Here is a 25,379-nt window from a genome sequence, read left to right as displayed (position 1 = left end):
ATTACTGGCACTGCTTGTTTCGGTTTCCGTCGCCGGGGGCCTTGGCGGTGTGGCAAGTGCTGCTGTCGCGGCTTCCGCCGCGGTCGCAGTGACGTACCCGGCCAGCGGAGTCATCCCGGCGAAGGCCGAGACCCAGGCGTTCGCCTCGGGCACCGGTGACATTGCGGACGACCCGGCGATCTGGGTCAACCCCACCGACGCGAGCCTCTCTGTCGTGATCGGCTCGAAGAAGGCCGCCACGGGTGGCGGCCTCGCGGTCTACGACCTCGCCGGCAAGCAGCTTCAGCTCCTCGCGGGGGGCGAGCTGAACAACGTCGACGTCCGGACCGTCGGGGGCAAGGTGGTGGTCGTTGCCTCGAACCGCACGGACAACACGCTCCGGTACTTCTTCCTCAACCCGACCACGCGGCAGCTCACGGCGGCGGGTTCCACCGCTACCGCGTTCGAGCCATATGGCGCCTGCCTGTACACCAGCCCGGTCGACGGCGCGCTGTATGCGTTCGTGAACGAGGCGACGACGAGCTCGGGCCAGTTCGACCAGTTCAAGCTCACGGTGGGCTCGGCCGTCACCGGCGTGAAGGTGCGCGACATGAGCACGACCTCGCAGTCCGAGGGCTGCGTCGCCGATGACGCGTCGAAGTCCGTCTTCCTGGGTCAGGAGGACGTCGGCCTGTACCGCTACTCGGCCGAACCGACCGGTGGCACCAGCCGCACGACGGTCGACCTCGTCTCGGGGCCGAACCTCGCCGCGGACGTCGAGGGTCTGACGATCGCCTACACGCCCACCGGCAGCTACATCGTGGCGTCGTCGCAGGGTGACTCGCGGTTCGCCGTGTACGACCTCGCTCCCCCCTACGCGCATCGCGCGCAGTTCACCGTCGGCGCCAGCGGCACGGTCGACGCCGTGACCGGGACCGACGGCGTCGCCATCGCCACCGTTCCGATGGGCCCGCTCTACCCCAACGGACTGCTCGTCGTGCACGACACGGCGAACTCGGGCGCCTCGGTCTCGAACTTCAAGTACGTCGACGCGGGCCTGCTGTTCGGACCGTTGGGCGGGGTCACTCCGACGCCGACTCCGACTCCGACGCCCACTCCCACGCCGACCGCTCCGGCAGCCCCGGCGAAGGTCGTGGCCACGGCCATTGACGCCTCGCACATCAAGGTGTGCGCGGATGCCGTCGTCGGTGCAACCTCGTACGTCTTCACGGAACTCGGGTCGACGACTGTGCAGTGGGTCATGACGACCCCCTGCCGCACCTCCGGTTCCCTCGCCACCAACAGGACCTACGCGTACTCGGCGGCGGCCCGGAACACGGTCGGGACTTCCGCAGCGATCGCGGCCAACACGCTGACGCTCGGAATTGTCACCCCGACCCCGACCCCGACCCCGACCCCGACGCCGACGCCGACGCCGACGCCGACGCCGACGCCGACCCCGACGCCGACCCCGACGCCGACCCCGACGCCGACGCCGACTCCGACGCCGACTCCCACGCCGACTCCTGTCGCGGGTTACCCGACCGCGGCCACGACCGGCGTTCCCGCCGGCACGGTGTTGAAGGCGTCGGGGTCGCTCACGATCACCACTCCGGGCACTGTGATCGACGGGCTGCTGATCACCGGCACGGTCACCGTCTCGGCGGACAACGTGACGATCAAGAACTCCCGGATCATGAACACCGGGGCCATCCCGGTCCGGAACAACGGCGCGAACCTGGTGATCCAGGACACCGAGATCAACGGCCAGGGCAACGGCAACCCCGCCGTGGCCTACAGCAAGTACACGCTGCTGCGCGTCAACATCTGGAACGTCGCTGAGGGCCCGCGGATCTCCGGCGGGAATGTCACGATCCAGGACTCCTACATCCACAACCTCGTGCAGGTCGGCACCAACCACACGGACGTCATCCAGTCCACCGGTGGGTCGAACATCGTGCTCCGGCACAACTCTCTCCTGGCCTACAACCCGACGTCGGGCCTGATCGGCAACGCGTCGTTCCAGTACGGCGAGGAGAGCAGCCCGATCCGCAACTGCCTGGTCGAAGACAACTACATGAACGGTGGCAACTTCACCGTCAACGGTGGTGGCGGCGGCACGACCGGTGCTGCGTGCTCGTTCTACAACAACAAGTTCGGGCACAACCACCGCTACGGGATCATGGGCAACCTCGGGCCGGCCAGCGTGTGGGCCAGCACCAACGGATACCTGTAGTCGACACCGACTGACGATCCGCCGGGATCACGACCCCTCCGAACGGATCCGATCAACCGTCCCGCCGCCCACGGAAGCGTCCCCCGACGCCTCCGTGGGCGGCGGCCGTCGTGGCCCGGCCGGTGCCGCGCCGGGCGGCCCGCGACGTCGTCGGCCCGCTCACGCGCGTCGCAGATTCACCCGGTCTCGGGCCGAATCACCCGCTTGCCGGGTGAATCTCGCTTGCCTGGCGCGTTCCACGCAAGGGACGATTACGGACCAACAGTTCATTTGTGGACATTGGGCATACCCTTCCCCTTTCGGGAGTGCTCCTGTCGGGAGCTGGAGGTCCATCGTTCGAGACGTAGGGGTCCTTGATGTCTGCTCAGCACCGCGTGGGGTCGCCTCGCATCGTCGGTCGGTTGTCGGCGTGGTTGACGTCGTTGGTGGTCGTGGTGGGGTTGTTGACGGTGGGTGCTGCGCCGGCGTCGGCGGCGGTTCCGGTGACGTATCCCGGGCCGAGCTATGCGGCGGTGGCGGGGGTGGCGCCGTCGGCGGACAAGCCGCAGAGCAAGCTCTGGTACGCGCAGGGTGCGTGGTGGGCGGTGATGCGCACGCCGGCGGGGCCGATCACGGTGCACAAGCTCGCGGCTAATCACACGTGGTCGGACACCGGGGTCGTGGTCGATGATCGGGCGGCCAGCACGGCGGACGTGCTTCTTGATGGCGGGAAGATCTATCTCACGAGCCGGGTCGCCACGGGGGCGATGGAGGTCGTGCGGATGTCGTTCGTGCCGGCCTCGGGGTTGTGGCAGATCGATGCTGGGTTCCCGGTGTCGCCGACCACGGCGGGCTCGGAGTCGGCGTCGATCGCGCGGGACTCGTTGGGGCACCTGTGGGTGACGTGGACGTCGTTGTCGAAGGTGTGGGTCTCGAACAGCACGACGTCGGACCTGGTGTGGTCGACGCCGGTGCAGGTGCCGGTGCCGGACACGTCGGTGGCCGCCGATGACATCTCGGCGATCGTGGCCTTCGCGGGCAAGATCGGCATCATGTGGTCGGATCAGGCGAGCGTGGCGATGCGTTTCGCGGTGCACCCCGATGACCAGAGCGCGGATACGGGTTGGACGATGGAGACGCCGTTGTCGGGGTCGAGCCTGGCCGACGATCACATCAACCTCAAGTCGTTGGTGGACGACAACGGTCGGATCTTCGCTGCGGTCAAGACCTCGCGAGACGGCGCGGGCGGGCCGGCGAGCGATCCGTTGATCATGGTGCTGAGCCGGGCTGCGGACGGCACCTGGTCCTCGGCGGTGGCGGGCACGGTGGGGGACCGCATGACGCGCCCGCAGCTGGTGATCGACGCGACCAACCGCGAGCTGTACGTGTTGATGACGTCGCCCACGGCGGGTGGGGTCATCTACTACAAGCACGCGCCGTTGACGAACATCGCGTTCGGTCCGGGTCTGGGGCAGCCGTTCGTGTCGTGGCCCGGGGCGTTGCTGAACAACGTCTCGACGGCCAAGGACCCGGTCACCGCCGCGACCGGTCTGGTGGCGTTGGCCACCGATGAGGCGCGCGCGCACTACTACTTCGCCCAGCTGGACCTGGCCGCCACGCCGCCGCCGGATGCGGTGGCGCCGTCGGTGCCGGTGGGGGTGTCGGCGGTGGCGTCGGGGTCGACGTCGGTGGACGTGTCGTGGTCGGCCTCGACGGACAACGTGGGGGTGACGGGCTACCGGGTGCTGCGTGATGGTGGCCTGGTCGCCACGGTGGCCGGGACCTCGTTCGCGGACTCCGGGTTGAGCGGTGGGGTGACGTACGCGTACTCGGTGCTCGCCTTCGATGCGGCGGGGAACGCGTCGGCGCCTTCGGTGGCAGTGAGTGTGAGCACGCCGGTCCCGCCGGATGCGGTGGCGCCGTCGGTGCCGGTGGGGGTGTCGGCGGTGGCGTCGGGGTCGACGTCGGTGGACGTGTCGTGGTCGGCCTCGACGGACAACGTGGGGGTGACGGGGTATCGGGTGCTGCGTGAGGGTGTCGAGGTCGCCACGGTGACCGGCACGTCCTTCGCGGACTCGGGGTTGAGCGCGGGGGTCACGTACGCGTACTCGGTGGTCGCGGTGGACGCGGCCGGGAACGCGTCGGCGCCCTCGGTGGCGGTGAGTGTGACCACGACGCCGGTGACGGTCAGCGTGCCGGCGTTCCATGGTGCGGCGACGACGTCGACGGTGAGCGGGACGTCGGCGGCGGCGACGCTGCCGGTAGGGGCGGTGGCTGGTGATGTGCTGGTCGCGGTCGTCTCGATGCGGGGCCAGGTCGTGATCACGGCGCCCGCGGGGTGGACGTTGGTGCGCAGCGACGACAACCTGTCCACCACGATGCGCCAGGCGGTGTACACCACGACGGTGGGCGCTGGTGGGCCGGCGAGCTGGTCGTTCAAGGTGGCGCGGTCGATCTCGACGGTGGTGCAGGTGCTGGCCTATGGCGGGATCGACCCGGTCAACCCGGTGCTCGCCCACGCCGGGGTGGTTCGCGCGAGCGGGTCGACGTTGACGGCGCCCGCGGTCGTCGCGCCGGCGGGGTCGATGGTGGTGGGGGTGTTCGCCACGGCGCGGATCGCGACGTTCACGCAAGGGGCTGGTTTGGTCGAGCGGACGTTCGCGACCAACTCGGGGTCCTCGCAGATGACCACGCACACCCTGGAGACCCAGACGAGCACGGGGCCGTTCACCTCGATCGCGTCCGGGTCCGCAGCCAGCATCGTCGCCACCCTCGCCCTCAAGACCCAGGGCCCCGTGAGCCCGCCGCCGGATGCGGTGGCGCCGTCGGTGCCGGTGGGGGTGTCGGCGGTGGCGTCGGGGTCGACGTCGGTGGACGTGTCGTGGTCGGCCTCGACGGACAACGTGGGGGTGACGGGGTATCGGGTGCTGCGTGATGGTGGCGTGGTCGCCACGGTGGCCGGGACCTCGTTCGCGGACTCCGGGTTGAGCGGTGGGGTGACGTACGCGTACTCGGTGCTCGCCTTCGATGCGGCGGGGAACGCGTCGGCGCCTTCGGTGGCAGTGAGTGTGAGCACGCCGGTCCCGCCGGATGCGGTGGCGCCGTCGGTGCCGGTGGGGGTGTCGGCGGTGGCGTCGGGGTCGACGTCGGTGGACGTGTCGTGGTCGGCCTCGACGGACAACGTGGGGGTGACGGGGTATCGGGTGCTGCGTGAGGGTGTCGAGGTCGCCACGGTGACCGGCACGTCCTTCGCGGACTCGGGGTTGAGCGCGGGGGTCACGTACGCGTACTCGGTGGTCGCGGTGGACGCGGCCGGGAACGCGTCGGCGCCCTCGGTGGCGGTGAGTGTGACCACGACGCCGGTGACGGTCAGCGTGCCGGCGTTCCATGGTGCGGCGACGACGTCGACGGTGAGCGGGACGTCGGCGGCGGCGACGCTGCCGGTAGGGGCGGTGGCTGGTGATTTGCTGGTCGCGGTCGTCTCGATGCGGGGCCAGGTCGTGATCACGGCGCCCGCGGGGTGGACGTTGGTGCGCAGCGACGACAACCTGTCCACCACGATGCGCCAGGCGGTGTACACCACGACGGTGGGCGCTGGTGGGCCGGCGAGCTGGTCGTTCAAGGTGGCGCGGTCGATCTCGACGGTGGTGCAGGTGCTGGCCTATGGCGGGATCGACCCGGTCAACCCGGTGCTCGCCCACGCCGGGGTGGTTCGCGCGAGCGGGTCGACGTTGACGGCGCCCGCGGTCGTCGCGCCGGCGGGGTCGATGGTGGTGGGGGTGTTCGCCACGGCGCGGATCGCGACGTTCACGCAAGGGGCTGGTTTGGTCGAGCGGACGTTCGCGACCAACTCGGGGTCCTCGCAGATGACCACGCACACCCTGGAGACCCAGACGAGCACGGGGCCGTTCACCTCGATCGCGTCCGGGTCCGCAGCCAGCATCGTCGCCACCCTCGCCCTCAAGACCCAGGGGAGCTGATTCCTCGCCTCTCGCGAATGCTGGGCCATCCTGAAATTGTGTGGCTGACCTGCGCGGGACCGGGGATTGGCGTGCATTTTCGGCGCAAAGCACTGAGATCAGTTCGTAGTCACATTCCCCGTGACCTCACCAACCTCGCATCAGGCCTTTTTGCGACTTTCTGCCCTTGAGGTGACAGTCGACCCGACGCTGCTACGGGGTGGCTCGCTGGCCCGTCCGAGCGGGCGACCTGGGCATCGTCGAGCCGGCGAGCCACGTCCTGGCCCGGGTCCGCGCGGACGCGAAACGAACTGTCACAAACTGTTGCCGGTGTGACAACTCGGACATAAGTGGCCCTGACCTGCCCATCCCTGGCACAGCACCGACACAATTCGTCCGCATGAGTCCTGCAAAGTTGGAAGTGATCCCGTTACTCGGGCGTCACCCAATGGAGCCTCTCATGCACTTCGCCGTCAGCAACAAAGCAAAGCATTCTTCGCTGCCATTCGTGGCATTGTTGGTTTCCGTTACCTTCGGTGGGGGCCTGATGGGTATCGCGGCTGCGGGGAGTGCGGCAGCAGCCACACCACTCGCCGCTCTCTCTAACGCGGGCGTCGCCTATCCCGACGCGACCACGACCGGAGTACCGGCAGGAAAGGTGCTCACGAAGTCCGGTTCGATCACCATCACCAAGGCCGGCACCGTCATTGACGGGCTGCTGATCACCGGCACGGTCACCGTCTCGGCGGACAACGTGACGATCAAGAACTCCCGGATCATGAACACCGGGGCCATCCCGGTCCGGAACAACGGCGCGAACCTGGTGATCCAGGACACCGAGATCAACGGTCAGGGCAAGGGCAACCCCGCCGTGGCCTACAACAAGTACACGCTGCTGCGAGTCAACATCTGGAACGTCGCTGAGGGCCCGCGGATCTCCGGCGGAAGCGTCACGATCCAGGACTCCTACATCCACAACCTGGTGCAGGTCGGCTCGAACCACACCGACGTCATCCAGTCCACCGGTGGGTCGAACATCGTGCTCCGCCACAACACGCTCCTGGCCTACAACCCGACCTCGGGGATCAAGGGCAACGCGTCGTTCCAGTTCGGCGAGGAGAACGGCACGATCCGGAACTGCGTGGTCGAGAACAACTACATGAACGGTGGCAACTACACCGTCAACGGTGGCGGCGGCGGCACGACCGGTGCGGCCTGCGCGTTCTCCAACAACAAGTTCGGCCACGACTTCCGCTACGGGGTCAAGGCGCACATCGGCACGAACAGCTCGTGGGCCGGCACCAACGGCTACCTGTAGGTCGCGATCGCGTGCCAGTAGCGGGTAGCAGCGGACCACGGTTCGCCCACTCGGCGCTCCTGCGCTGAGCGACCCAGGACTCGCCGCCCACCAGAGCGTCTTGCGACGCTCCGGTGGGCGGCTTCCTGCGTCCTGGGGTACTCGCAAGGTGGGACGAGCGCCGAGGGTCGCCGCTCAGAGGCCGGGCAGAAGTATGAAATATCGCCATTTGCTGGAAGTTCCGCCCGGAAGCCTAGAGGGTGGGGTCCATGCGGATGCCCCAGACCCCCCACGTGCTGGTCATCGTCCAGAACCTGCCGGTGCCGCTGGACCGGCGTGTGTGGCTCGAGGCGCAGGCGCTGACCGCCGCGGGCTACGTCGTCACCGTGATCTGTCCGAAGGGCCCGGGCGACCCCGCGCGCGAGACGATCGACGGGATCGCGATCTACAAGTACCGGCCGGCGCCGCAGGCCGAGGGACTGCTCGGATTCGTCATCGAGTTCGTCTACTCGTGGATCCGCACGGCGTGGCTCTCGATCGTCGTGCGACGCGAGCGGGGGTTCGACGTCATCCAGGCGTGCAACCCGCCGGACACCTACTGGCTCCTCGCGGCGCTGTGGCGCCTGCGCGGCGTGCTCTTCATCTTCGACCAGCACGACCTGAATCCCGAGCTGTTCCGGTCGCGGTTCGGCGAGCCGAGCTCGCGCGGCCAGGTCGCGCAGTACCGGGGGCTCGTCTGGCTCGAACGGATGACCTACCGCTTCGCGCACCGCGTGATCTCGACCAACGAGTCCTACCGGCGGATCGCGATTCAGCGCGGGCGCCGCTCGCCGTCGGACGTGACCGTGGTGCGCAGCGGGCCCGACACCACCCGCATGCGGCCGGTGCACCCCCGAGGCGAGCCCGACCGCGGGCGGCACCTGCTCGTCTACCTCGGCATCATGGGTCCCCAGGACGGGGTCGACGCCGTGCTCGAGGTCATGGCCGAGCTGGTGCACCACCGCGGGCACACCGACGTGCGCGCCGCGCTGCTCGGGTTCGGCGACTGCCTCGAGGACCTCAAGGAGCAGGCGCACCGCCTGGGCCTGGACGAGTACGTCGAGTTCACGGGACGGGTCGGCCCGGACGTGATCGCGGACTACCTCAGCGCCGCGAGCGTCGGGCTGTGCCCGGACCGCAAGACGCCGCTCAACGACGTCTCCACGATGAACAAGACCATGGAGTACATGGCCTACGCCGTCCCGCCGGTCTCGTTCGACCTCACCGAGACGCGCGTGTCGGCCGCCGAGACCGGCCTGTACGTCCCGTCGGGAGACGTGCCCGGATTCGCCGACGCGGTCGAACGCCTGCTGAAGGACGCGGACCTGCGGACCGAGCTCTCGCTGGCGGCGCGGGTGCGGCTGGTCGAGAGCCTCGACTGGCGTCCGCAGGCCGACCGGTACGTGGGGGTCTTCGACGACCTGACCCGGCGACCCGCGCGCGAGACCCCGGAGGGCTGGCCGGCGCGGGAGCGACGGGCGCCGCTGGAGCCGGGCCCCGGCCGCGACCCGCAGGGACGGCAGTACGTCGACCTCCGGCTCCCCGGCGAGCTCGAGCGCTTCGTCCGGGCGCGAGGCCCGCACCCCATCGCCTGAGACCACGGGGTCGACACCCCCGCCGTACCATGGGACCTCCCCCGTACCGCGATGGCTACGGGGCGTTCTGTCTGCCGCTGTGCTGTGACTCGCGCTGGCGTCGTTGTCGCTCGAATCGTTGTCGCCCGAAGGAACCGTGATTCACCCGCATGAACCTCACCGGCCTGTTGTCCGCGATCCTTGCCGACCCCGCGGCCGCGGAGGCGGTCGACCTCGTCCGCTCGCGCGGCGCCGTCGACGTCGTCGGCCCGCCCGGGGTCCGTCCGCCGCTGCTCGCGGCGATGACCGGGGCGCGCGAGACCGGGCCGACGTCGTCGGGCAACCCGGTCGCGCTGCCGACGCCCGACGCCCGGGCCCGGTCGCTCGTCGTGGTGACCGCGACGGGTCGCGACGCCGACGACCTCGCCGCCGCGCTGCGCGGCTATCTCCCGGCCGACGACGTCGCCGTGCTGCCGGCCTGGGAGACGCTGCCCCACGAGCGGGTCTCGCCGCGCAGCGACACGGTCGCGCGCCGGCTCGCCGTCTTCCGACGCCTCGCCCACCCGTCGCCCGAGGCCGGTCAGACCGGACCGATCCGGGTGCTGGTGATGCCGGTACGCGCGCTGCTGCAGCCCGTGGTCGCCGGCCTCGGCGAGCTGGTCCCGGTCGAGCTGCACGTCGGGGAGCGCGCCGACCTGGCCGAGGTCGCCGACCGCCTCGTGGCCGCCGCATACGCGCGCGTCGACATGGTCGAGCGCCGCGGCGAGTTCGCGGTGCGCGGCGGCATCCTCGACGTGTTCCCCCCGATCGAGGACCACCCCCTGCGAGTCGAGTTCTGGGGCGACCAGGTCGAGGAGATCCGCTGGTTCGCGGTCGCCGACCAGCGCAGCCTCGAGGTCGCCGAGCGCGGGGTCTGGGCTCCGCCGTGCCGCGAGATTCTGCTCACGCCGCAGGTGCGCGCGCGGGCCGCGGCGCTCGTCGAGGAGTTCCCGGGTGCGGTCGAGATGCTGGGCCGGCTCGCCGAGGGCATCGTCGTGGAGGGCATGGAGTCCCTCGCACCGGTGCTCGCGGGCGGGATGGTGGCCGTGCTCGACCTGGTGCCCGCCGACGCGCTGCTCGTCGTCGCCGACCCCGAGCGGGTCCGGCGCCGCGCGCACGACCTCGTGGCCACGACGGAGGAGTTCCTCGCGGCGGCCTGGACGTCCGCCGCGGCCGGTGGCAGCACCCCGATCGACCTGCGGGCGGCCTCGTTCGCCACGTTCGCCGAGGTCCGCGACGTCGCCGCGCGCCGCGGCCTGGGCTGGTGGACGCTCAGCGCGTTCGGGCTCGACCCGGCCGCGGTCCCCGACCAGCCGGGTCCCGACCAGCCGGAACGCACGGACGACGGCGACGCGGCGTCCGTGACGCTGACCATCGCGGCCCGGGACGTCACCAGCTACCGCGGGGACGTCGAGCGGGCCATCGCCGACGTGCGCGCGCTGCAGCGGGACGGGTGGCGGCTCGTGCTGACCACCGAGGGCCACGGCCCGGCGCGGCGCATGGTCGAGCAGCTCGCCGCGGCGGACGTGCCGGCCCGCCTGGTCGGCGAGATCAGCGAGGAGCCCGACGGCGGCGTCGTGCTCGTGACGCCGGCGCCCGTGGGGCCGGGGTTCGTCGCCACCGAGCGGCACCTCGCCGTGTTCTCGGAGTCCGACCTCACCGGCCGGGCGGGGTCGTCCACGCGCGACATGCGGCGGATGCCGTCGCGCCGGCGCAACGTCGTCGACCCCCTCCAGCTGCGGCCGGGGGACAACGTGGTGCACGAGCAGCACGGCGTCGGGCGCTTCGTCGAGCTGGTCCAGCGGACCATCGGCCGCGGCGCGGGCGCGGCGACCCGTGAGTACCTCGTGATCGAGTACGCGCCCTCCAAGCGCGGGCACCCCGGCGACCGCCTGTACGTGCCCACCGACCAGCTCGACCAGGTCACCAAGTACACCGGCGGCGAGTCCCCGACCCTGAACAAGATGGGCGGCGGCGACTGGGCCAAGACCAAGGGCCGCGCGCGCAAGGCGATCAAGGAGATCGCGGCGCAGCTCATCCAGCTGTACTCGGCGCGCATGGCCACGGCCGGGCACGCCTTCAGCCCGGACACCCCGTGGCAGCGCGAGCTCGAGGACGCGTTCGCGTACGTCGAGACCCCCGACCAGCTCGCCACGATCGAGGAGGTCAAGGCGGACATGGAGAAGACGGTCCCCATGGACCGCCTCATCTCCGGCGACGTCGGCTACGGCAAGACCGAGATCGCGATCCGCGCCGCCTTCAAGGCCGTCCAGGACGGCAAGCAGGTCGCGGTGCTCGTGCCGACCACGCTGCTGGTCCAGCAGCACCTCGACACGTTCTCGGAGCGCTACGCGCCCTACCCGGTGCGGGTCAAGGCGTTGTCGCGGTTCCAGTCGCCGGCCGAGTCGCGCGAGGTGCTCGAGGGCCTGGCCGACGGCACGGTCGACGTCGTCATCGGCACCCACCGGTTGATCACCGGCGAGGTGCACTTCAAGGACCTCGGCCTCGTGATCGTGGACGAGGAGCAGCGGTTCGGCGTCGAGCACAAGGAGACGCTCAAGCAGCTGCGCACCAACGTCGACGTGCTCTCCATGAGCGCCACGCCCATCCCGCGCACGCTCGAGATGGCCATCACCGGGATCCGGGAGATGTCGACGCTCGCGACGCCGCCGGAGGAGCGCCACCCCGTGCTGACCTTCGTCGGGGCCTACGACGAGAAGCAGATCACCGCCGCGATCCGCCGCGAGCTGCTGCGCGAGGGGCAGGTGTTCTACGTGCACAACAAGGTCGCGTCGATCGACGCCGCCGCCGCCCGGCTGGCCGAGCTCGTGCCGGAGGCGCGGATCGCCGTCGGGCACGGGAAGATGCCCGAGCACACCCTGGAGCGCGTGATCGGGGACTTCTGGGAGAAGAAGTTCGACGTGCTCGTGTGCACCACGATCATCGAGACCGGGCTGGACATCTCGAACGCGAACACCCTCATCCTCGAGCGCGCGGACGTGCTCGGCCTGTCGCAGCTGCACCAGCTGCGCGGCCGGGTCGGGCGCGGGCGCGAGCGGGCCTACGCCTACCTGCTGTACCCGCCGGAGCGGCCGTTGACCGAGACGGCGCACGACCGGCTCGCGACCATGGCCGCCCACACCGACCTCGGCGCGGGCATCCAGATCGCGATGAAGGACCTCGAGATCCGTGGCGCGGGCAACCTGCTCGGGGGCGAGCAGTCCGGGCACATCGAGGGCGTCGGTTTCGACCTGTACATCCGGATGGTCGGCGAGGCGGTGGCGACGTTCCGCGGCGAGGTCGAGGAAGAGGCGCCCGAGGTCACGATCGAGCTGCCCGTCGACGCCCACATCCCGCACAGCTACATCGCGCACGAGCGGCTGCGGCTCGAGGCGTACCGCAAGCTCGCCGCGGGGGAGACCGAGGCGGCGCTCGCCGAGGTGCGTGCCGAGCTGGTCGACCGGTACGGGCCGATCCCGGAACAGGTCGAGAACCTGTTCGCCGTCGCGGACTTCCGCAACGTGGCGCGCGCGGCCGGGCTCGCCGACGTCACCGCCCAGGGCAAGGTCGTGCGGTTCGCGCCGGTCGACCTGCCCGAGTCCGCGCAGCTGCGGCTCAAGCGGCTGTACCCGGGCACGATCCTCAAGCCCGCGCTGCGCACGATCCTCGTGCCGTTCCCGACGACGGCGCGCCTCGGCGGGCGCCCGCTGCACGGTGGCGAGGTGCTCGCCTGGGCCCGTCAGCTGGTCGACGCGGTGATCCGTGGCGACGTCGGCGCGGCGGCGAAGGTCGGGACGAGAAACTGACCTACCGTCGGTGGCAGCCCGCATCCCACAGGTCAGTCCCGGTGCGGCTGTGACGCCGATCGGGGGCCGCGAGATGACGATGAACCTCAAGGCCGTGAACACCCGGCCGGTGAACGCCAGGACCCTGAACACCAGGACGCTGCACCTGCGGCCGGTGTCGGCGACGCCGCCGGCCCCGGCGCGCATCCCGTACCTTCCCGGGCTCGACGGGATCCGGGCGCTCGCGGTGCTGGCCGTCGTCCTGTACCACCTCGGTGCCGCCTCGGTGCCCGGTGGGTTTCTCGGCGTCGATGTCTTCTTCGTGCTCTCGGGCTTCCTCATCACGTCGTCCCTGGTCGCCGAGCACGCGCGCGCGGGTGGTGTCGACCTCGGCCGGTTCCTGTTGCGTCGCGCGCGCCGGCTGCTGCCCGCCCTGTGGCTCATGCTGCTCGCGGTGTGCACGACGGCGGCCCTCGCCTTCCGGGACGAGCTCAGCGAGCTGCGCACCGACGTCCCCGCGGCGCTGCTCTACGTGTCGAACTGGGCGAGCCTCGCCGGTCAGCAGTCCTACTTCGAGGCGGTGGGGAGACCCCCGCTGCTGCAGCACCTGTGGTCGCTCGCGATCGAGGGGCAGTTCTACGTCCTGTGGCCGATCGTCGTGGTCCTCCTGCTCCGGCTCGGCGGGCCCACCCGGGTGAGCCGGGTCGCGCGGGTCGCCCTCGTCGGGGCGGCGCTGTCCACCGCGCTGATGGCCGTGCTCGCGGTCGACGGCGGCCTCCCGATCCCCAACGACCCGAGCCCGGCGTACCTCGGGACGGCGTCGCACGCGATGGGGCTGCTGCTCGGCGCGGCGCTCGGCGCCGTGTGGGTGCCCTGGGCGAGGCCGACGACGACGACGCCGGGGTCGCCCCGGCAGGCGGGGTCGCCCGCACCGTCGCCCGCATCGTGGCAGCTCGAGCTCGTCGGGATCGCCGGGCTGGTCGGACTGGTGGTGGCGTTCTGGCAGGTCGACGCGCTGTCGGTGGCGTTGTACCGGGGCGGGTTCGCCGTCGTGAGCGTGCTCGCGGCAATGGCGGTCGCCGCGCTGGCGCACCCCGGTTCGCGGGTCGGCCAGCTGCTCGGGACCCAGCCGTGGCGGTACGTCGGCCAGCGGTCGTACGGGATCTACCTGTGGCACTGGCCGGTGTTCATGCTGCTGCGGCCCGGATTCGAGCTCGCGTTCGACGGCGTCGCGGCGGTGGGGCTGCGGGTCGGGCTGACGCTCGCGCTCGCCGAGGCCTCGTACCGGTGGTTCGAGGTGCCGGTCCGGTCTGGTGCCGTCGGACGATGGTTCGCGCGCTGTCGGGCCGAGGGCATCGGCGCACCCGGTCGGCGGCCCGTCCGGCTCCTCGCCGGACCCGTCGCGCTCGGCGTCCTCGTGCTCGCGCTGACGACCGTGCTCGTGGCACCCCCGGTCGTGGCGCGGGAGCCCGGTCGTCCGGTCTCCGTGATCGTCCGGCCGACCGTGCCGGACCTCGCCCGCAATCCGTTCGGGGCACAGCTCCTCCCGGCCCCCGCCGCGTCGGTCGCTCCGCCTGCCGACCCGGCGGCGGCCGCGCCGGCGCCCCCGGCCGCGCCGGCGCCCCCGGCCGCGCCGGCGCCCCCGGCCGAGCCGGCCCCGGCGCCCGCCGCGCCCGCGATCCCGCCGCCGACGACCGTCGTCGGCGACTCGGTCATGGCGGCGATCGCGCCCGCGCTCACCGCGCGGTTCCCGGCGCTGGAGGTCGACGCCGTCACGAGCCGGCAGCCCGCGGGCGTGCTGGACGCCCTCGCGGCGATCGCCGCCGCGGGCCGGCTCGGGCAGGTGGTCGTGATCGGGGCGGGGACGAACGGCGCGATCGCCGAGAGCCAGCTGCGCGCGATGCTCGACCTCGCGCGACCGGCTCGCCGGGTGATCGTGCTCAACGACTACGTCGCCCGGGACTGGGAGGCGCACAACAACGAGCTGATCGGCCGGGTCGTGCCGGAGTACCCCAACGCGATGGTCTTCGACTGGAAGTCGCTGGCGATGGCGCACCCCGAGTGGCTGTGGAACGACGGCATCCACCCGCGACCCGCGGGCGCCGAAGCGATCGCCGCGATGTTCCTCGACGAGGCGGTCCGAGCCGGGGCCTGAGCGGCTTAAGATGGCCAGCGATTCTTGATCACAACGGAGGTCTTCAGGTGACGGTCCGATCCTTGGCCGGGCGACGCGGTGCGTCGGCCCTGCTCGCTCTCGGTGTGCTCGTGGTGGGTCTCAGCGGCTGCTCGGGCCAACCGGGCGCGGCCGCCGTCGTCGACGGCTCGGAGATCTCGGTCGCCGAGCTGCAGACCGCGACGTCGGACCTGGCGCCATACCTCAAGAACGTGTCGCAGTCGAGCGTGCTCATGGTCCTCGTCGCGGCCCCCGTGTTCGACAAGGCGGCGTCGGCTGCCGGCGTCGGCGTCTCGACGCAGGAGGCCGAGGACCTGCTCGACCAGGCGGCGCAGGCCGCGGTGGATGCCGGGACGGTGCCCGCCCGGACGGACCCCTTCAGCGACGCCGCCGTCGAGGTCGCACGGTTCACGTTGCTGCAGCAGAACATCCAGGGCCTGGCCAACGGCCAGGAGGTGACGGCGCAGATCACCGACGAGCTGGCGAACCTTGATGCCCAGATCAACCCGCGGTATGGCGAGGCGGACTTCGCGACCGGTGCCATCACCCCGACGTCCTACCCGTGGCTCGTCACGCAGCCCGCGACCCCCGCGGCCGGCTGAGCCCACCGCTGGACGACGGCGACGGGCATGGGCGTTCCCGCGGCCTCCGGGCCAGCTGCGGCCCCGGGTGCACCTGACCCGGGTGCCGGCGTGCGCGAGCTCGTCGGCGTGATGGACCTGCTCCGCTCGCCCGGCGGTTGCCCGTGGGACGCCGCGCAGACCCACGAGAGCCTCGTGCCGTTCGCGCTCGAGGAGGCCCACGAGGTCGCCGAGGCGATCGAGACCGGCGACCGGGTGGGCATGCGCGAGGAGCTCGGCGACCTGCTCCTGCAGGTGGTGTTCCACGCCCGGGTCGCGCAGGAGCACGCCAGCGATGCGTTCGATCTGGACGACGTCGCGCGCGGGGTCGCCGCCAAGCTCGTCCGGCGCCACCCGCACGTCTTCGACCCAGCGGGTGTCGACGGTGACCCGACCGCGGAGCCGGACGAGGCCGCCGTCGCGCATGCGCGCTGGGACCGGATCAAGAAGATCGAGAAGCAGCGCACGTCCGTCCTCGAGGGGATCCCGCTCGCGCAGGGCGCCCTGGCCCGGGGGCAGAAGGTGATCGCTCGCGCGCGTCGGGGCGGGCTCGCGATCGAGGTCGAGGAAGTTGCCCGGGAGCACGCGGCCGGTTCACCGGCGGGGTCGCCCGAGGGTGCGGCGACGGCGTTCGGCGCGCGGTTGCTCGTGCTCGCTGCCCAGGCGGAGGCCGCCGGGGTGGACGCCGAGGCCGCGCTCCGGGGCGCGCTGCGGAGCCTCGAGGGCGCCGTGCGTGCGGCCGAAGCGGGCTGACCAGCCCGAACGCACGACGCACGGGCGTGTGCGGCGGTACCGCCGGGTGCGGACCGACCCCTCAACTGGGGTCGCCCGCGGACGATCAGGGAGTCGACGGGGCAGGTCGACCTTCGTCGCCCGCGATCGGAGAGCACCCATGCACCTGCGCCGTCCCGCCGAGGCACACCTTCCGTCCGAGCCGCACCGCGCCACGGATGCGAGCCGCCTGCTCGGCCCGGGCGCCGTCGCGCGCGCCGTCGTGGAGATGACCGCCCGGACGCGCATCCTGAGCGACTCGAACGCGGAGCTCGCGTCCCGGATCGACGCGATCGACCGGCTGCGAGCGGACCTGATCGAGCGGGCCGGGCGGGGCACCGCGCGGGTCTGACACGGGGCGTCGCGGGGCGCGCCGAGACCCGATCGGGTAGGTGCGGGGCGAAATGTCGCCACTCTTCCCCTGAGCTCCTCGGATCGGTGGTGGTGTCGATCAGCGGGCAAGTCGCAGTTCTCCCCGTATTTCGCCCTGATTAGCGTGGATTGCGGGGGCCGTCGGGCGGTTCGGGGCGAACGTCCTTGGTCGGAACGCCTTCACACGGGCAGAATCGTCCCCGCCACCCGTAGGGGGCGGCACCCGAGGAGGACTGATGACTGCGCGCGAAGATGCGAAGGTGCTCGTGATCGCTGCCCTGGCGGAGCGCGCGCCGGGCGAACGGCGCGTTGCGCTCGTTCCTGAGGTGGTCGAGAAGCTCGTCGCCCAGGGGTTCGAGGTGCTCCTCGAGGCAGGCGCCGGCGACGGTGCCCTGTTCTCCGACGATGTGTACATCCGGGCGGGCGCGAAGGTCGGCCCCCTCGACGAGGTCCTGGAACGGGCCGACGTGATCCTGGCCGTCCGGCGGCCGACGGCGGCCGTGCTCGCGCGGCTGCGGACCGGTCAGGTGCTCATCGGGCTGCTCGACGGTCGCGCGAAAGGTGCGGGCCGGCTCGACCTCGACGACGCCGCGGGGCGCGGGGTACGGCTGCTCAGCCTCGACCTGCTCCCGCGGACGTTGCCGCGGGCGCAGACGATGGATGCGCTCAGCTCGCAGGCGTCCGTCGCCGGCTACCGGGCCGCGATCGTGGCGGCCGACGCGTTCGCGCGGTACTTCCCGATGATGATCACGGCGGCCGGCACGGCGCGGCCGGCCACGGTGCTCGTGCTCGGCGCGGGGGTGGCGGGGCTGCAGGCGATCGGGACCGCGCGCCGGCTGGGTGCGCAGGTGACCGGGTACGACGTGCGCGCTGCGGCGCGCGGCGAGGTGACCTCGATGGGCGCGGCGTTCCTGACGACGTCGTCCGTGTCGGGCGAGGGTGGCGGCGGCTATGCCCGCGCGCTGACCGAGGACGAGGCGGTCGCGCAGCGCGCCGAGCTCGATGCGGCGATCCGCCGGTTCGACATCGTGATCACGACCGCGCAGGTGCCGGGCGGGATCCCGCCGGTGCTCGTCACCGCGGCCACGGTGGAGGGGATGAAGCCCGGGTCGGTCCTGGTCGACCTGGCGTCGGGGCCGCTCGGCGGCAACGTCGCGGGCTCGGTGCCCGACGAGACGGTCGTGACCCCGGGCGGCGTGAGCGTCATCGGTGCGGGGAACCTGCCGTCGGCGATGGCCACCGGCGCGTCGTCGGCCTACTCGCGCAACGCTACGGCGCTGCTGACCGCCATCGTGACCGACGGCGAGATCATGCTGGACCCGGCCGACGAACTCGTCGCGGCCGTGTGGATTCGAGCAGAGGGTGCGTCCGGTGACGAGTGAGCTGTTGAGCAACCTGGGACTATTTGTGCTGGCGGTGCTGGTCGGCTTCGAGGTGATCAGCAAGATCCCCGCGACCCTGCACACGCCGATGATGTCGGGCGCCAACGCGATCCACGGGGTCGTGGTGGTGGGAGCGGTGATCGTGGCCGGGCTCGCGGACGACCCGTTCGCGTACCTGTTGACCTTCGTGGCCGCGGCGTTCGCAGCGATGAACGTCGTGGGCGGGTACGTCGTCACCGACCGCATGCTCGGGATGTTCAAGGCACGGCCACGGCCGAAGCCGGCGGCCGAGGCGCCGTCGTCCGCCACCGGTACCGCAACTACTGAAGGTGGCGCGCGATGAGCGGGCTCGAGGTCGCCGTCCGGCTCGTCTACCTGGTCGCGGCCGTGTGCTTCGTGCTCGGCCTGCACCTCATGCGCTCGCCGGCGACGGCGCGGCGCGGCAACTGGCTCTCGGCGGCGGGCATGACCGCCGCGATCGTGGCCACCCTGACCCTGGTCGCCTCGGGCGGCCCGACGGCCGACGGCGGCTCCTACAACATCACCGGGTGGGGCTGGGGCATGCTCCTGGCCGGGCTCGCCGTGGGCTCGTTCGGCGGGCTCTACACAGCGCGCGCGGTGCAGATGACGGCCATGCCGCAGCTCGTGTCGATCTTCAACGCGGTCGGTGGTGGCGCGGCCGCCCTGGTCGGGATCATCGACTACGTCCGCATGTCCGGGGAGGGCGCGGTCACGGCCGGGTTCTCGGTCCCGGTCGTGCTCGACGTCATCATCGGGTCGGTCACGTTCTCCGGATCGCTGATCGCCGCCGGCAAGCTCCAGGGCTGGGTGTCCGGGGCGCCGATCACGTTCAAGGGCTCGCGTGCGCTGAACATCGCGGCGGCCGTCGTCGCCCTGGGGGGTGCGGCCTGGCTGGTCGCGACGCCGAGCGGGTGGCTCATGGCCGCCGTCGTGATCGCGGCGCTCGGGTTCGGGGTCCTCATGGTCCTGCCCATCGGTGGCGCCGACATGCCCGTGGTGATCTCGCTGCTCAACGCGTTCACGGGCCTCGCGGTCGCGATGGCCGGGTTCGTCATCGGCAACCAGATCCTCATCATCGCCGGGGCCCTGGTGGGGGCGTCCGGCACGATCCTCACCAAGCTCATGGCCGACGCCATGAACCGGTCCGTGATCGCCATCATGATCGGTGGCTTCGGCACGGGTGACACCGCGTCGGACGCCGGCGCGGGGGTCGCGGGGGCCGACGTGCGCAAGGTAGACGCCGAGGACGTCGCCGTCCAGCTCGCCTACGCGACCAAGGTCATCATCGTGCCCGGCTACGGCCTGGCAGCGGCGCAGGCCCAGCGTGAGTGCGGCGAGCTCGGCGCGCTGCTCACCGAGCGCGGCATCAACGTGATGTACGCGATCCACCCCGTGGCCGGGCGCATGCCCGGGCACATGAACGTGCTGCTCGCCGAGGCCGACGTGCCGTACACGCAGCTGCTCGAGATGGACGAGGTCAACCCCGAGTTCGCCACGTGCGACGTCGCCCTGGTCGTGGGCGCCAACGACGTGACCAACCCCGCGGCCCGCCGGCCGGGGAACGCGATCTCGGGGATGCCCATCCTCGACGTCGACCAGGCCCGCTCGGTGATCGTCATCAAGCGGTCGCTCGGGCACGGGTACGCCGGGCTCGACAACGAGCTGTACGGCCAGCCTCAGACGGGAATGCTCTTCGCCGACGCCAAGAAGGGGCTGCGCGAGATCCTCGCGGCGGTCAAGACCTTGGTCGCCTGACCTGGGGTTTGATCGGGGTTCGACCCCGCCACGACCGTCCGCCCGCGGCGCCTGTCCGCGGGCGGAAGGTCCTGACAGGCCGGGTGCTGATCGACGGTAGCCTGGCGATGCATACCTACTCGTCCGAAAAAGGAGCATCCATGGCTAGCATCGAGGCTGTAGGCGCACGCGAGATTCTTGACTCGCGCGGCAACCCGACCGTAGAGGTTGAGGTCGCCCTCGACGACGGCACGATCGCTCGCGCAGCGGTTCCGTCCGGCGCGTCGACCGGTGCCTTCGAGGCCGTCGAACGTCGTGACGGCGACAAGTCCCGTTACCTGGGCAAGGGCGTCGAGGACGCGGTCAACGCCGTCATCGACGAGATCGCCCCCGAGCTGATCGGGTTCGAGGCGAGCGAGCAGCGGCTCGTCGACGCCGCCCTGATCGACCTCGACGGCACCGCCAACAAGGGCAAGCTGGGCGCCAACGCGATCCTCGGCGTCTCGATCGCCGTCGCGAAGGCCGCGGCCGACTCGGCCGACCTGCCGCTCTTCCGCTACCTCGGCGGACCGAACGCGCACGTTCTGCCCGTCCCGATGATGAACATCCTCAACGGTGGCTCGCACGCCGACTCGAACGTCGACATCCAGGAGTTCATGGTCGCCCCCATCGGCGCCCCGACCTTCCGCGAGGCGCTGCGCATGGGCGCTGAGGTCTACCACTCCCTGAAGTCGGTGCTCAAGGCCCAGGGCCTGTCCACCGGTCTCGGCGACGAGGGCGGCTTCGCGCCGAACCTGTCGAGCAACCGCGCCGCGCTCGACCTCATCCTGGTCGCGATCGAGAAGGCCGGCTTCGTTCCCGGAAAGGACGTCGGCCTCGCGCTCGACGTCGCGGCGACGGAGTTCTTCAAGGAGGGCGCCTACCAGTTCGAGGGGAAGGCGACCACGTCGGACGAGATGATCGCGTACTACGAGCAGCTCGTGCGCGACTACCCGCTCGTCTCCATCGAGGACCCGCTGTCCGAAGATGAGTGGGCCGGTTGGTCCTCGCTCATGGCTCAGGTCGGCGACCGCGTGCAGATCGTCGGTGACGACCTGTTCGTCACGAACCCGATCCGCCTGGCCAAGGGCATCGAGCTCAAGAGCGCGAACTCGCTCCTGGTCAAGCTCAACCAGATCGGCACCCTGACCGAGACCCTCGACGCCGTGGACCTCGCGCAGCGCGCGGGCTTCACCGCGATGGTCTCGCACCGTTCGGGTGAGACCGAGGACGTCACGATCGCCGACCTGGCTGTGGCGATCAACGGTGGCCAGATCAAGACCGGCGCGCCCGCCCGTGGCGAGCGCATCGCCAAGTACAACCAGCTCCTCCGGATCGAAGAGGAGCTGGACGACGCCGCGCGTTACGCCGGCGCCTCGGCGTTCCCGCGTCACAAGCAGGCCTGACCCACAGGTCCGCCCAGGGGCGTGCGGCGAGTCCGTACGCGCTGATCTGCCGAAGCCCGGTGCCCCGACTCGGGGTGCCGGGCTTCGGTGCGCCGTGGACACGCGCCCGTGGCGCCTGCGCCACGAACGTGCCCGCACGGGAGAGAATCGATCCATGTCCGCCCGCCGTCCTGTCGCGCCGCACCCCGGTGACCGGGACTCGGGCGCGCGCGGACCGCGGGCCGGGGCACCGCGCCGTCCGACCGCGCCACGCAGCTCCGCGCCCGTCGACCACGCGGAACCTGTCCGTCCGAGCGCCGTCCGTCCGAGCGCGGTGCGGCCGAGCGCGGCCCGTCCCAGCGGGACGCGCCCGTCGACCCACCGCCCGGTCCCGAGCCGGCCCGCATCGCGCGCGACGGGACCGACGACGTCGTCGGCCGCGCGCGGCGCTGCGGGCAGCGAACGGGGAGCGGTTGCGACCTCGTGGCTGCCCCGGATGTTCAGCGTGCGGGCGCTGGTGCTCTTCGTCGTGGGACTGCTCGCATTCGTGCTGCTGTTCCCGACCGTGCGCGCCTATCTCGCGCAGCGCGCCGACAACGACCGACTGGTGCAGCACGTCGCCGCGGCGCGCGCGGACAACGAGCAGCTCACGGCCGAGCTGAACCGGTGGACCGACGACGCGTACGTGGCGGCCGAGGCGCGCGAGCGGTTGGCGTTCGTCCTGCCCGGCGAGACGGCGTTCCGGGTCGTGGACCCCGAGACGGTTCCCGACCCGACCGCGCCGGTCGTCGACGCCACCGGGAGCGGCCCAGCCCTGGTCGCGGCCGGCACGACGACGCCGTGGTACGCGACGATCTGGGAGTCCGTCAAGGCGGCCGGTGCCGCCGACGTGGCCGAGGCGAACGCCCCCGCGTCCACGAGTGCGCCGACCGGTTCGCCGTCGGGCGCCCCGGCGTCAGCGCCCGCGACACCGCCCACCGATCCCGCGACCCCCTGACCTCAACGGCGCCGCTCCGCCCTGCCTCCGCCCCGCACGAGCCCTGCCGGCACGTGCGGACCGACTGTGAATGGATCACCGTGATTGACACGCCCCGCCCGTACGCCACCGGCCCCGAGGTCGTCGAGCGCGACCTCGACACGCTGCGCGAGCAGCTCGGCCGCGTCCCGCGTGGCGTGGTCGGGATCGCTGCGCGGTGCGTGTGCGGGCGCCCGCTCGTGGTGCGCACAGCGCCCCGGCTCGACGACGGCACGCCGTTCCCGACCACGTTCTACCTCACCTGCCCGCCCGCGGTGCAGGCGGTGAGCACGCTCGAGGCGGGCGGTCTGATGAAGGAGTGGACCGCTCGGCTGGCGGTCGAGCCGGAGCTGGCGGCCGCGTACGCCCGCGCGCACGAGCACTATCTGGCGCAGCGCGAGGCGCTCGGTCACGTCGACGAGATCGCCGGGATCTCTGCGGGAGGCATGCCGACGCGGGTGAAGTGCCTGCACGTCCTGGTCGGGCACGCGCTGGCGGCCGGCCCGGGCGTGAACCCGTTGGGCGACGAGGCGCTAGCCCTGATCGCCGAGACCTGGACCCCCACCCGCTGCACCTGCTGAACTGGCTGCAGCGGCCGGCTGCCGCATCGAACCCGGAGTAGTGGTCGCAGGCAACGGCTCGCGAGCGACCACAACTCGTGGTTCGCGAACCCCGGGGGGCGGGGGAGCCGGGTCGGGAGCAGTCGGGCCGGGGTGGCAGGCTGTCGGGATGACTCGGGTGGCGGCAATTGACTGCGGGACCAACTCCATCCGGCTGCTGGTGGCCGACATCGATCTGGCCGCGGGGACGCTGGTCGACGTCGAGCGGCGGATGGAGGTCGTCCGGCTCGGGCAGGATGTCGACCGCACCGGTCGGATCGCGCCCGAGGCGCTCGAGCGCACGCTCGACGCCGCCCGCCGGTACGCCGAGATCTGCGCCGACCTCGAGGTCGAGCGGATCCGGTTCGTCGCCACCTCGGCCACGCGTGACGCCGAGAACCGCCAGGAGTTCGTCGACGGCGTCCACGCGGCGCTCGGCGTCCTGCCGGAGGTCATCGGCGGCGCGGAGGAGGCAGCCCTGTCGTTCCGCGGGGCGACCGCCGTCCTGGCGGGACACCACCGGGGACCGTTCCTCGTGGTCGACCTCGGCGGCGGTTCCACCGAGTTCGCCTTCGGCACGACGACGCCCGTGGCCGCGTCTTCGATCGACGTCGGGTGCGTGCGCCTCACCGAGCGGCACCTGCACGACGACCCGCCCACGCGTGAGCAGATCGCCGCGGCGAGCGCCGACGTGGCCGCGGGGCTCGACGCCGTGGCCGCCGTCGTCCCCTTCGGTCGGACGGCGACGCTGGTCGGGCTCGCCGGGACCGTCACCACGGTGACCGCGCACGTGCTCAAGCTCGGTGCCTACGACCCGGCGCGCATCGACGGTGCCGAGCTCCGGGTCGATGCGGTGCTCGCCTCGTGCGCGGACCTCCTCGGCCGGACGCGGGCCGAGCGGGCGGCGCTGCCGTTCATGCACCCGGGACGTGCGGACGTCATCGGCGCGGGTGCGCTGGTGTGGTCGGACATCGTGGCGCGGGTCCGGGCCGATGTCGCGATCGCGGGGGGCAAGCTCGCCTACGTCGTGACCTCCGAGCACGACATCCTCGACGGCATCGCGTGGAGCATCGCGCGCTGATTCCTCGCCCGCCCGACGACGTCGTGCGGCCCCCGTTCGCGGTACTCGTCAGGCCGTGCATAATTGTCCTGCGCACACTTGTGACCGTTCACAACGACGAGGTTGTTCTCCGTGTCAGCTCAGCTCCCTCCCGGCCGTACGCCGAGCATCCGGGATGTCGCGCGCCTCGCCGGGGTGTCCTACCAGACCGTCTCGCGCGTCCTGAACCATCACCCGAGCGTGCGCGACGACACCAAGGCCCGCGTGCTGCAGGTCATGGAGGAGACGCAATACCGGCCGAACCAGGCGGCGCGCGCTCTCGCGACCCGGCACTCGCGCACGATCGGCGTGCTGTCGGCGTCGAATGCGCAGTACGGCCCGGCGCGCAGCATCGCCGCGATCGAGGACGCCGCACGCGAGGCGGGGTACTACGTCAACACGGCCAACCTTTCCGCGGTGGACCCCGAGTCGATCGCCGGCGCGATCGGGCACCTGATGGAGCAGGCGATCGAGGGGCTGGTGGTGATCGCCCCCCAGACGCGCGTGTTCGACGTCCTCGCCCAGATGGCGATCGACGTGCCCTACGTGAGCCTGCAGTCCACCGCGACGAGCGAGCACCGCGCGCTGTCGGTCGACCAGATCGCCGGCGCCCGGATGGCCACCCGCCACCTGATCGACCTGGGGCACCGCGAGATCATCCACCTCGCCGGGCCCCAGGACTGGATCGAGGCGGAGGCTCGGATGCGTGGCTTCCTTGACGAGATCGACGAGGCCGACCTTTCGACCAACCCGCCGGTGCTCGGCGACTGGACGGCGAAGTTCGGCTACTTCGCCGGCCATGAGCTGCTCCGGACCCGCGAGTTCACGGCGGTCTTCGCCGCGAACGATCAGATGGCGCTGGGCCTGCTGCACGCGTTCCGCGACGCGGGCCGCGACATCCCGCGCGACATCAGCGTGGTGGGGTTCGACGACATCCCGGACGCCGAGCACTACTGCCCGCCGCTGACCACCGTGCGTCAGGACCATGCCGAGCTCGGGCGGCGCGCGGTCGCTCTGCTGCTCGGTGAGGTCACGGTGGCCGACGCCGCGCGGGACGCCCGGATCATGCCGGCGCTCGTCGTGCGCGCGTCCACAGGTCGCGCCCGGGGGCGCGCACAGCCGTTACATAAGCGTGACCCGAACGTCCTTGACACCGTGATGATGTCAGGTAAAACTATTCGTGTGACCGGTCACATCCGACGGCCACAATCCACGTCAGCATGACATCGAGGTCAAGCTTGTGAGTTTTTGCAAGGGGACGGTCGGCGCTGCTGCCGATTTC

General features: G+C 71.5%; 17 protein-coding genes. All 17 read left to right on the top strand.

Annotated elements, in window-relative coordinates; translation table 11 throughout:
• Window positions 1–49 precede the first annotated feature (49 nt).
• A complete protein-coding gene (locus VTA80_RS05590) occupies window positions 50–2,215 on the top strand; it encodes a phytase (RefSeq protein ID WP_407344409.1) in 2,166 nt (721 codons plus the stop codon).
• Between the two features lie 356 nt (window positions 2,216–2,571).
• Window positions 2,572–6,174 carry a fibronectin type III domain-containing protein gene (locus VTA80_RS05585; protein ID WP_407344408.1) on the top strand — a complete coding sequence of 1,201 codons (3,603 nt, stop codon included), beginning with the start codon at window positions 2,572–2,574 and terminating at the stop codon, window positions 6,172–6,174.
• A 526-nt stretch (window positions 6,175–6,700) separates the two neighbouring features.
• On the top strand, window positions 6,701–7,471 hold the full coding sequence (locus VTA80_RS05580) for a hypothetical protein (protein ID WP_407344407.1): 771 nt from the start codon (window positions 6,701–6,703) through the stop codon (window positions 7,469–7,471).
• Between the two features lie 248 nt (window positions 7,472–7,719).
• Entirely contained in the window at window positions 7,720–9,084 is a 1,365-nt protein-coding gene (locus VTA80_RS05575) for a glycosyltransferase family 4 protein (protein WP_407344406.1), read from the top strand.
• A 149-nt stretch (window positions 9,085–9,233) separates the two neighbouring features.
• Window positions 9,234–12,908 (top strand): transcription-repair coupling factor, encoded by a 3,675-nt coding sequence (mfd, locus tag VTA80_RS05570; RefSeq protein WP_407344405.1) that lies wholly within the window; start codon window positions 9,234–9,236, stop codon window positions 12,906–12,908.
• Window positions 12,909–12,957: 49 nt separating this feature from the next.
• Window positions 12,958–15,042, top strand: a complete 2,085-nt coding sequence (locus tag VTA80_RS05565) for an acyltransferase family protein (protein ID WP_407344404.1) — start codon at window positions 12,958–12,960, stop codon at window positions 15,040–15,042.
• A gap of 47 nt (window positions 15,043–15,089) precedes the next feature.
• Window positions 15,090–15,662 carry a hypothetical protein gene (locus VTA80_RS05560; RefSeq protein WP_407344403.1) on the top strand — a complete coding sequence of 191 codons (573 nt, stop codon included), beginning with the start codon at window positions 15,090–15,092 and terminating at the stop codon, window positions 15,660–15,662.
• Between the two features lie 27 nt (window positions 15,663–15,689).
• Complete coding sequence (locus tag VTA80_RS05555; protein ID WP_407344402.1) at window positions 15,690–16,433, top strand: MazG nucleotide pyrophosphohydrolase domain-containing protein; 744 nt, start codon at window positions 15,690–15,692, stop codon at window positions 16,431–16,433.
• A 139-nt stretch (window positions 16,434–16,572) separates the two neighbouring features.
• Entirely contained in the window at window positions 16,573–16,803 is a 231-nt protein-coding gene (locus VTA80_RS05550) for a hypothetical protein (protein ID WP_407344401.1), read from the top strand.
• 256 nt (window positions 16,804–17,059) lie between these two features.
• A complete protein-coding gene (locus tag VTA80_RS05545) occupies window positions 17,060–18,205 on the top strand; it encodes an NAD(P) transhydrogenase subunit alpha (protein ID WP_407344400.1) in 1,146 nt (381 codons plus the stop codon).
• Window positions 18,195–18,548 (top strand): NAD(P) transhydrogenase subunit alpha, encoded by a 354-nt coding sequence (locus VTA80_RS05540; RefSeq protein ID WP_407344399.1) that lies wholly within the window; start codon window positions 18,195–18,197, stop codon window positions 18,546–18,548. Before VTA80_RS05545 ends, VTA80_RS05540 begins: the two co-directional genes overlap by 11 nt.
• A complete protein-coding gene (locus VTA80_RS05535) occupies window positions 18,545–19,981 on the top strand; it encodes an NAD(P)(+) transhydrogenase (Re/Si-specific) subunit beta (protein WP_407344398.1) in 1,437 nt (478 codons plus the stop codon). The genes VTA80_RS05540 and VTA80_RS05535 overlap by 4 nt, the downstream gene beginning before the upstream one ends.
• A gap of 140 nt (window positions 19,982–20,121) precedes the next feature.
• The gene (eno, locus tag VTA80_RS05530; protein ID WP_407344397.1) at window positions 20,122–21,405 is read left to right on the top strand and encodes a phosphopyruvate hydratase; all 1,284 of its coding nucleotides are present in this window, start codon (window positions 20,122–20,124) and stop codon (window positions 21,403–21,405) included.
• Window positions 21,406–21,559: 154 nt separating this feature from the next.
• Window positions 21,560–22,381, top strand: coding sequence for a septum formation initiator family protein (locus VTA80_RS05525; protein ID WP_407344396.1), 822 nt, complete (start codon window positions 21,560–21,562; stop codon window positions 22,379–22,381).
• Window positions 22,382–22,464: 83 nt separating this feature from the next.
• The gene (locus tag VTA80_RS05520; protein WP_407345702.1) at window positions 22,465–22,980 is read left to right on the top strand and encodes a DUF501 domain-containing protein; all 516 of its coding nucleotides are present in this window, start codon (window positions 22,465–22,467) and stop codon (window positions 22,978–22,980) included.
• A 148-nt stretch (window positions 22,981–23,128) separates the two neighbouring features.
• Window positions 23,129–24,079, top strand: a complete 951-nt coding sequence (locus VTA80_RS05515; protein ID WP_407344395.1) for an exopolyphosphatase — start codon at window positions 23,129–23,131, stop codon at window positions 24,077–24,079.
• A 111-nt stretch (window positions 24,080–24,190) separates the two neighbouring features.
• On the top strand, window positions 24,191–25,321 hold the full coding sequence (locus tag VTA80_RS05510; protein ID WP_407344394.1) for a LacI family DNA-binding transcriptional regulator: 1,131 nt from the start codon (window positions 24,191–24,193) through the stop codon (window positions 25,319–25,321).
• Window positions 25,322–25,379 lie beyond the last annotated feature (58 nt).

Source organism: Pengzhenrongella phosphoraccumulans (assembly GCF_045689905.1).
Taxonomy (GTDB): domain Bacteria; phylum Actinomycetota; class Actinomycetes; order Actinomycetales; family Cellulomonadaceae; genus Pengzhenrongella; species Pengzhenrongella phosphoraccumulans.
This window is presented reverse-complemented; position numbering and strand designations above follow the sequence as displayed.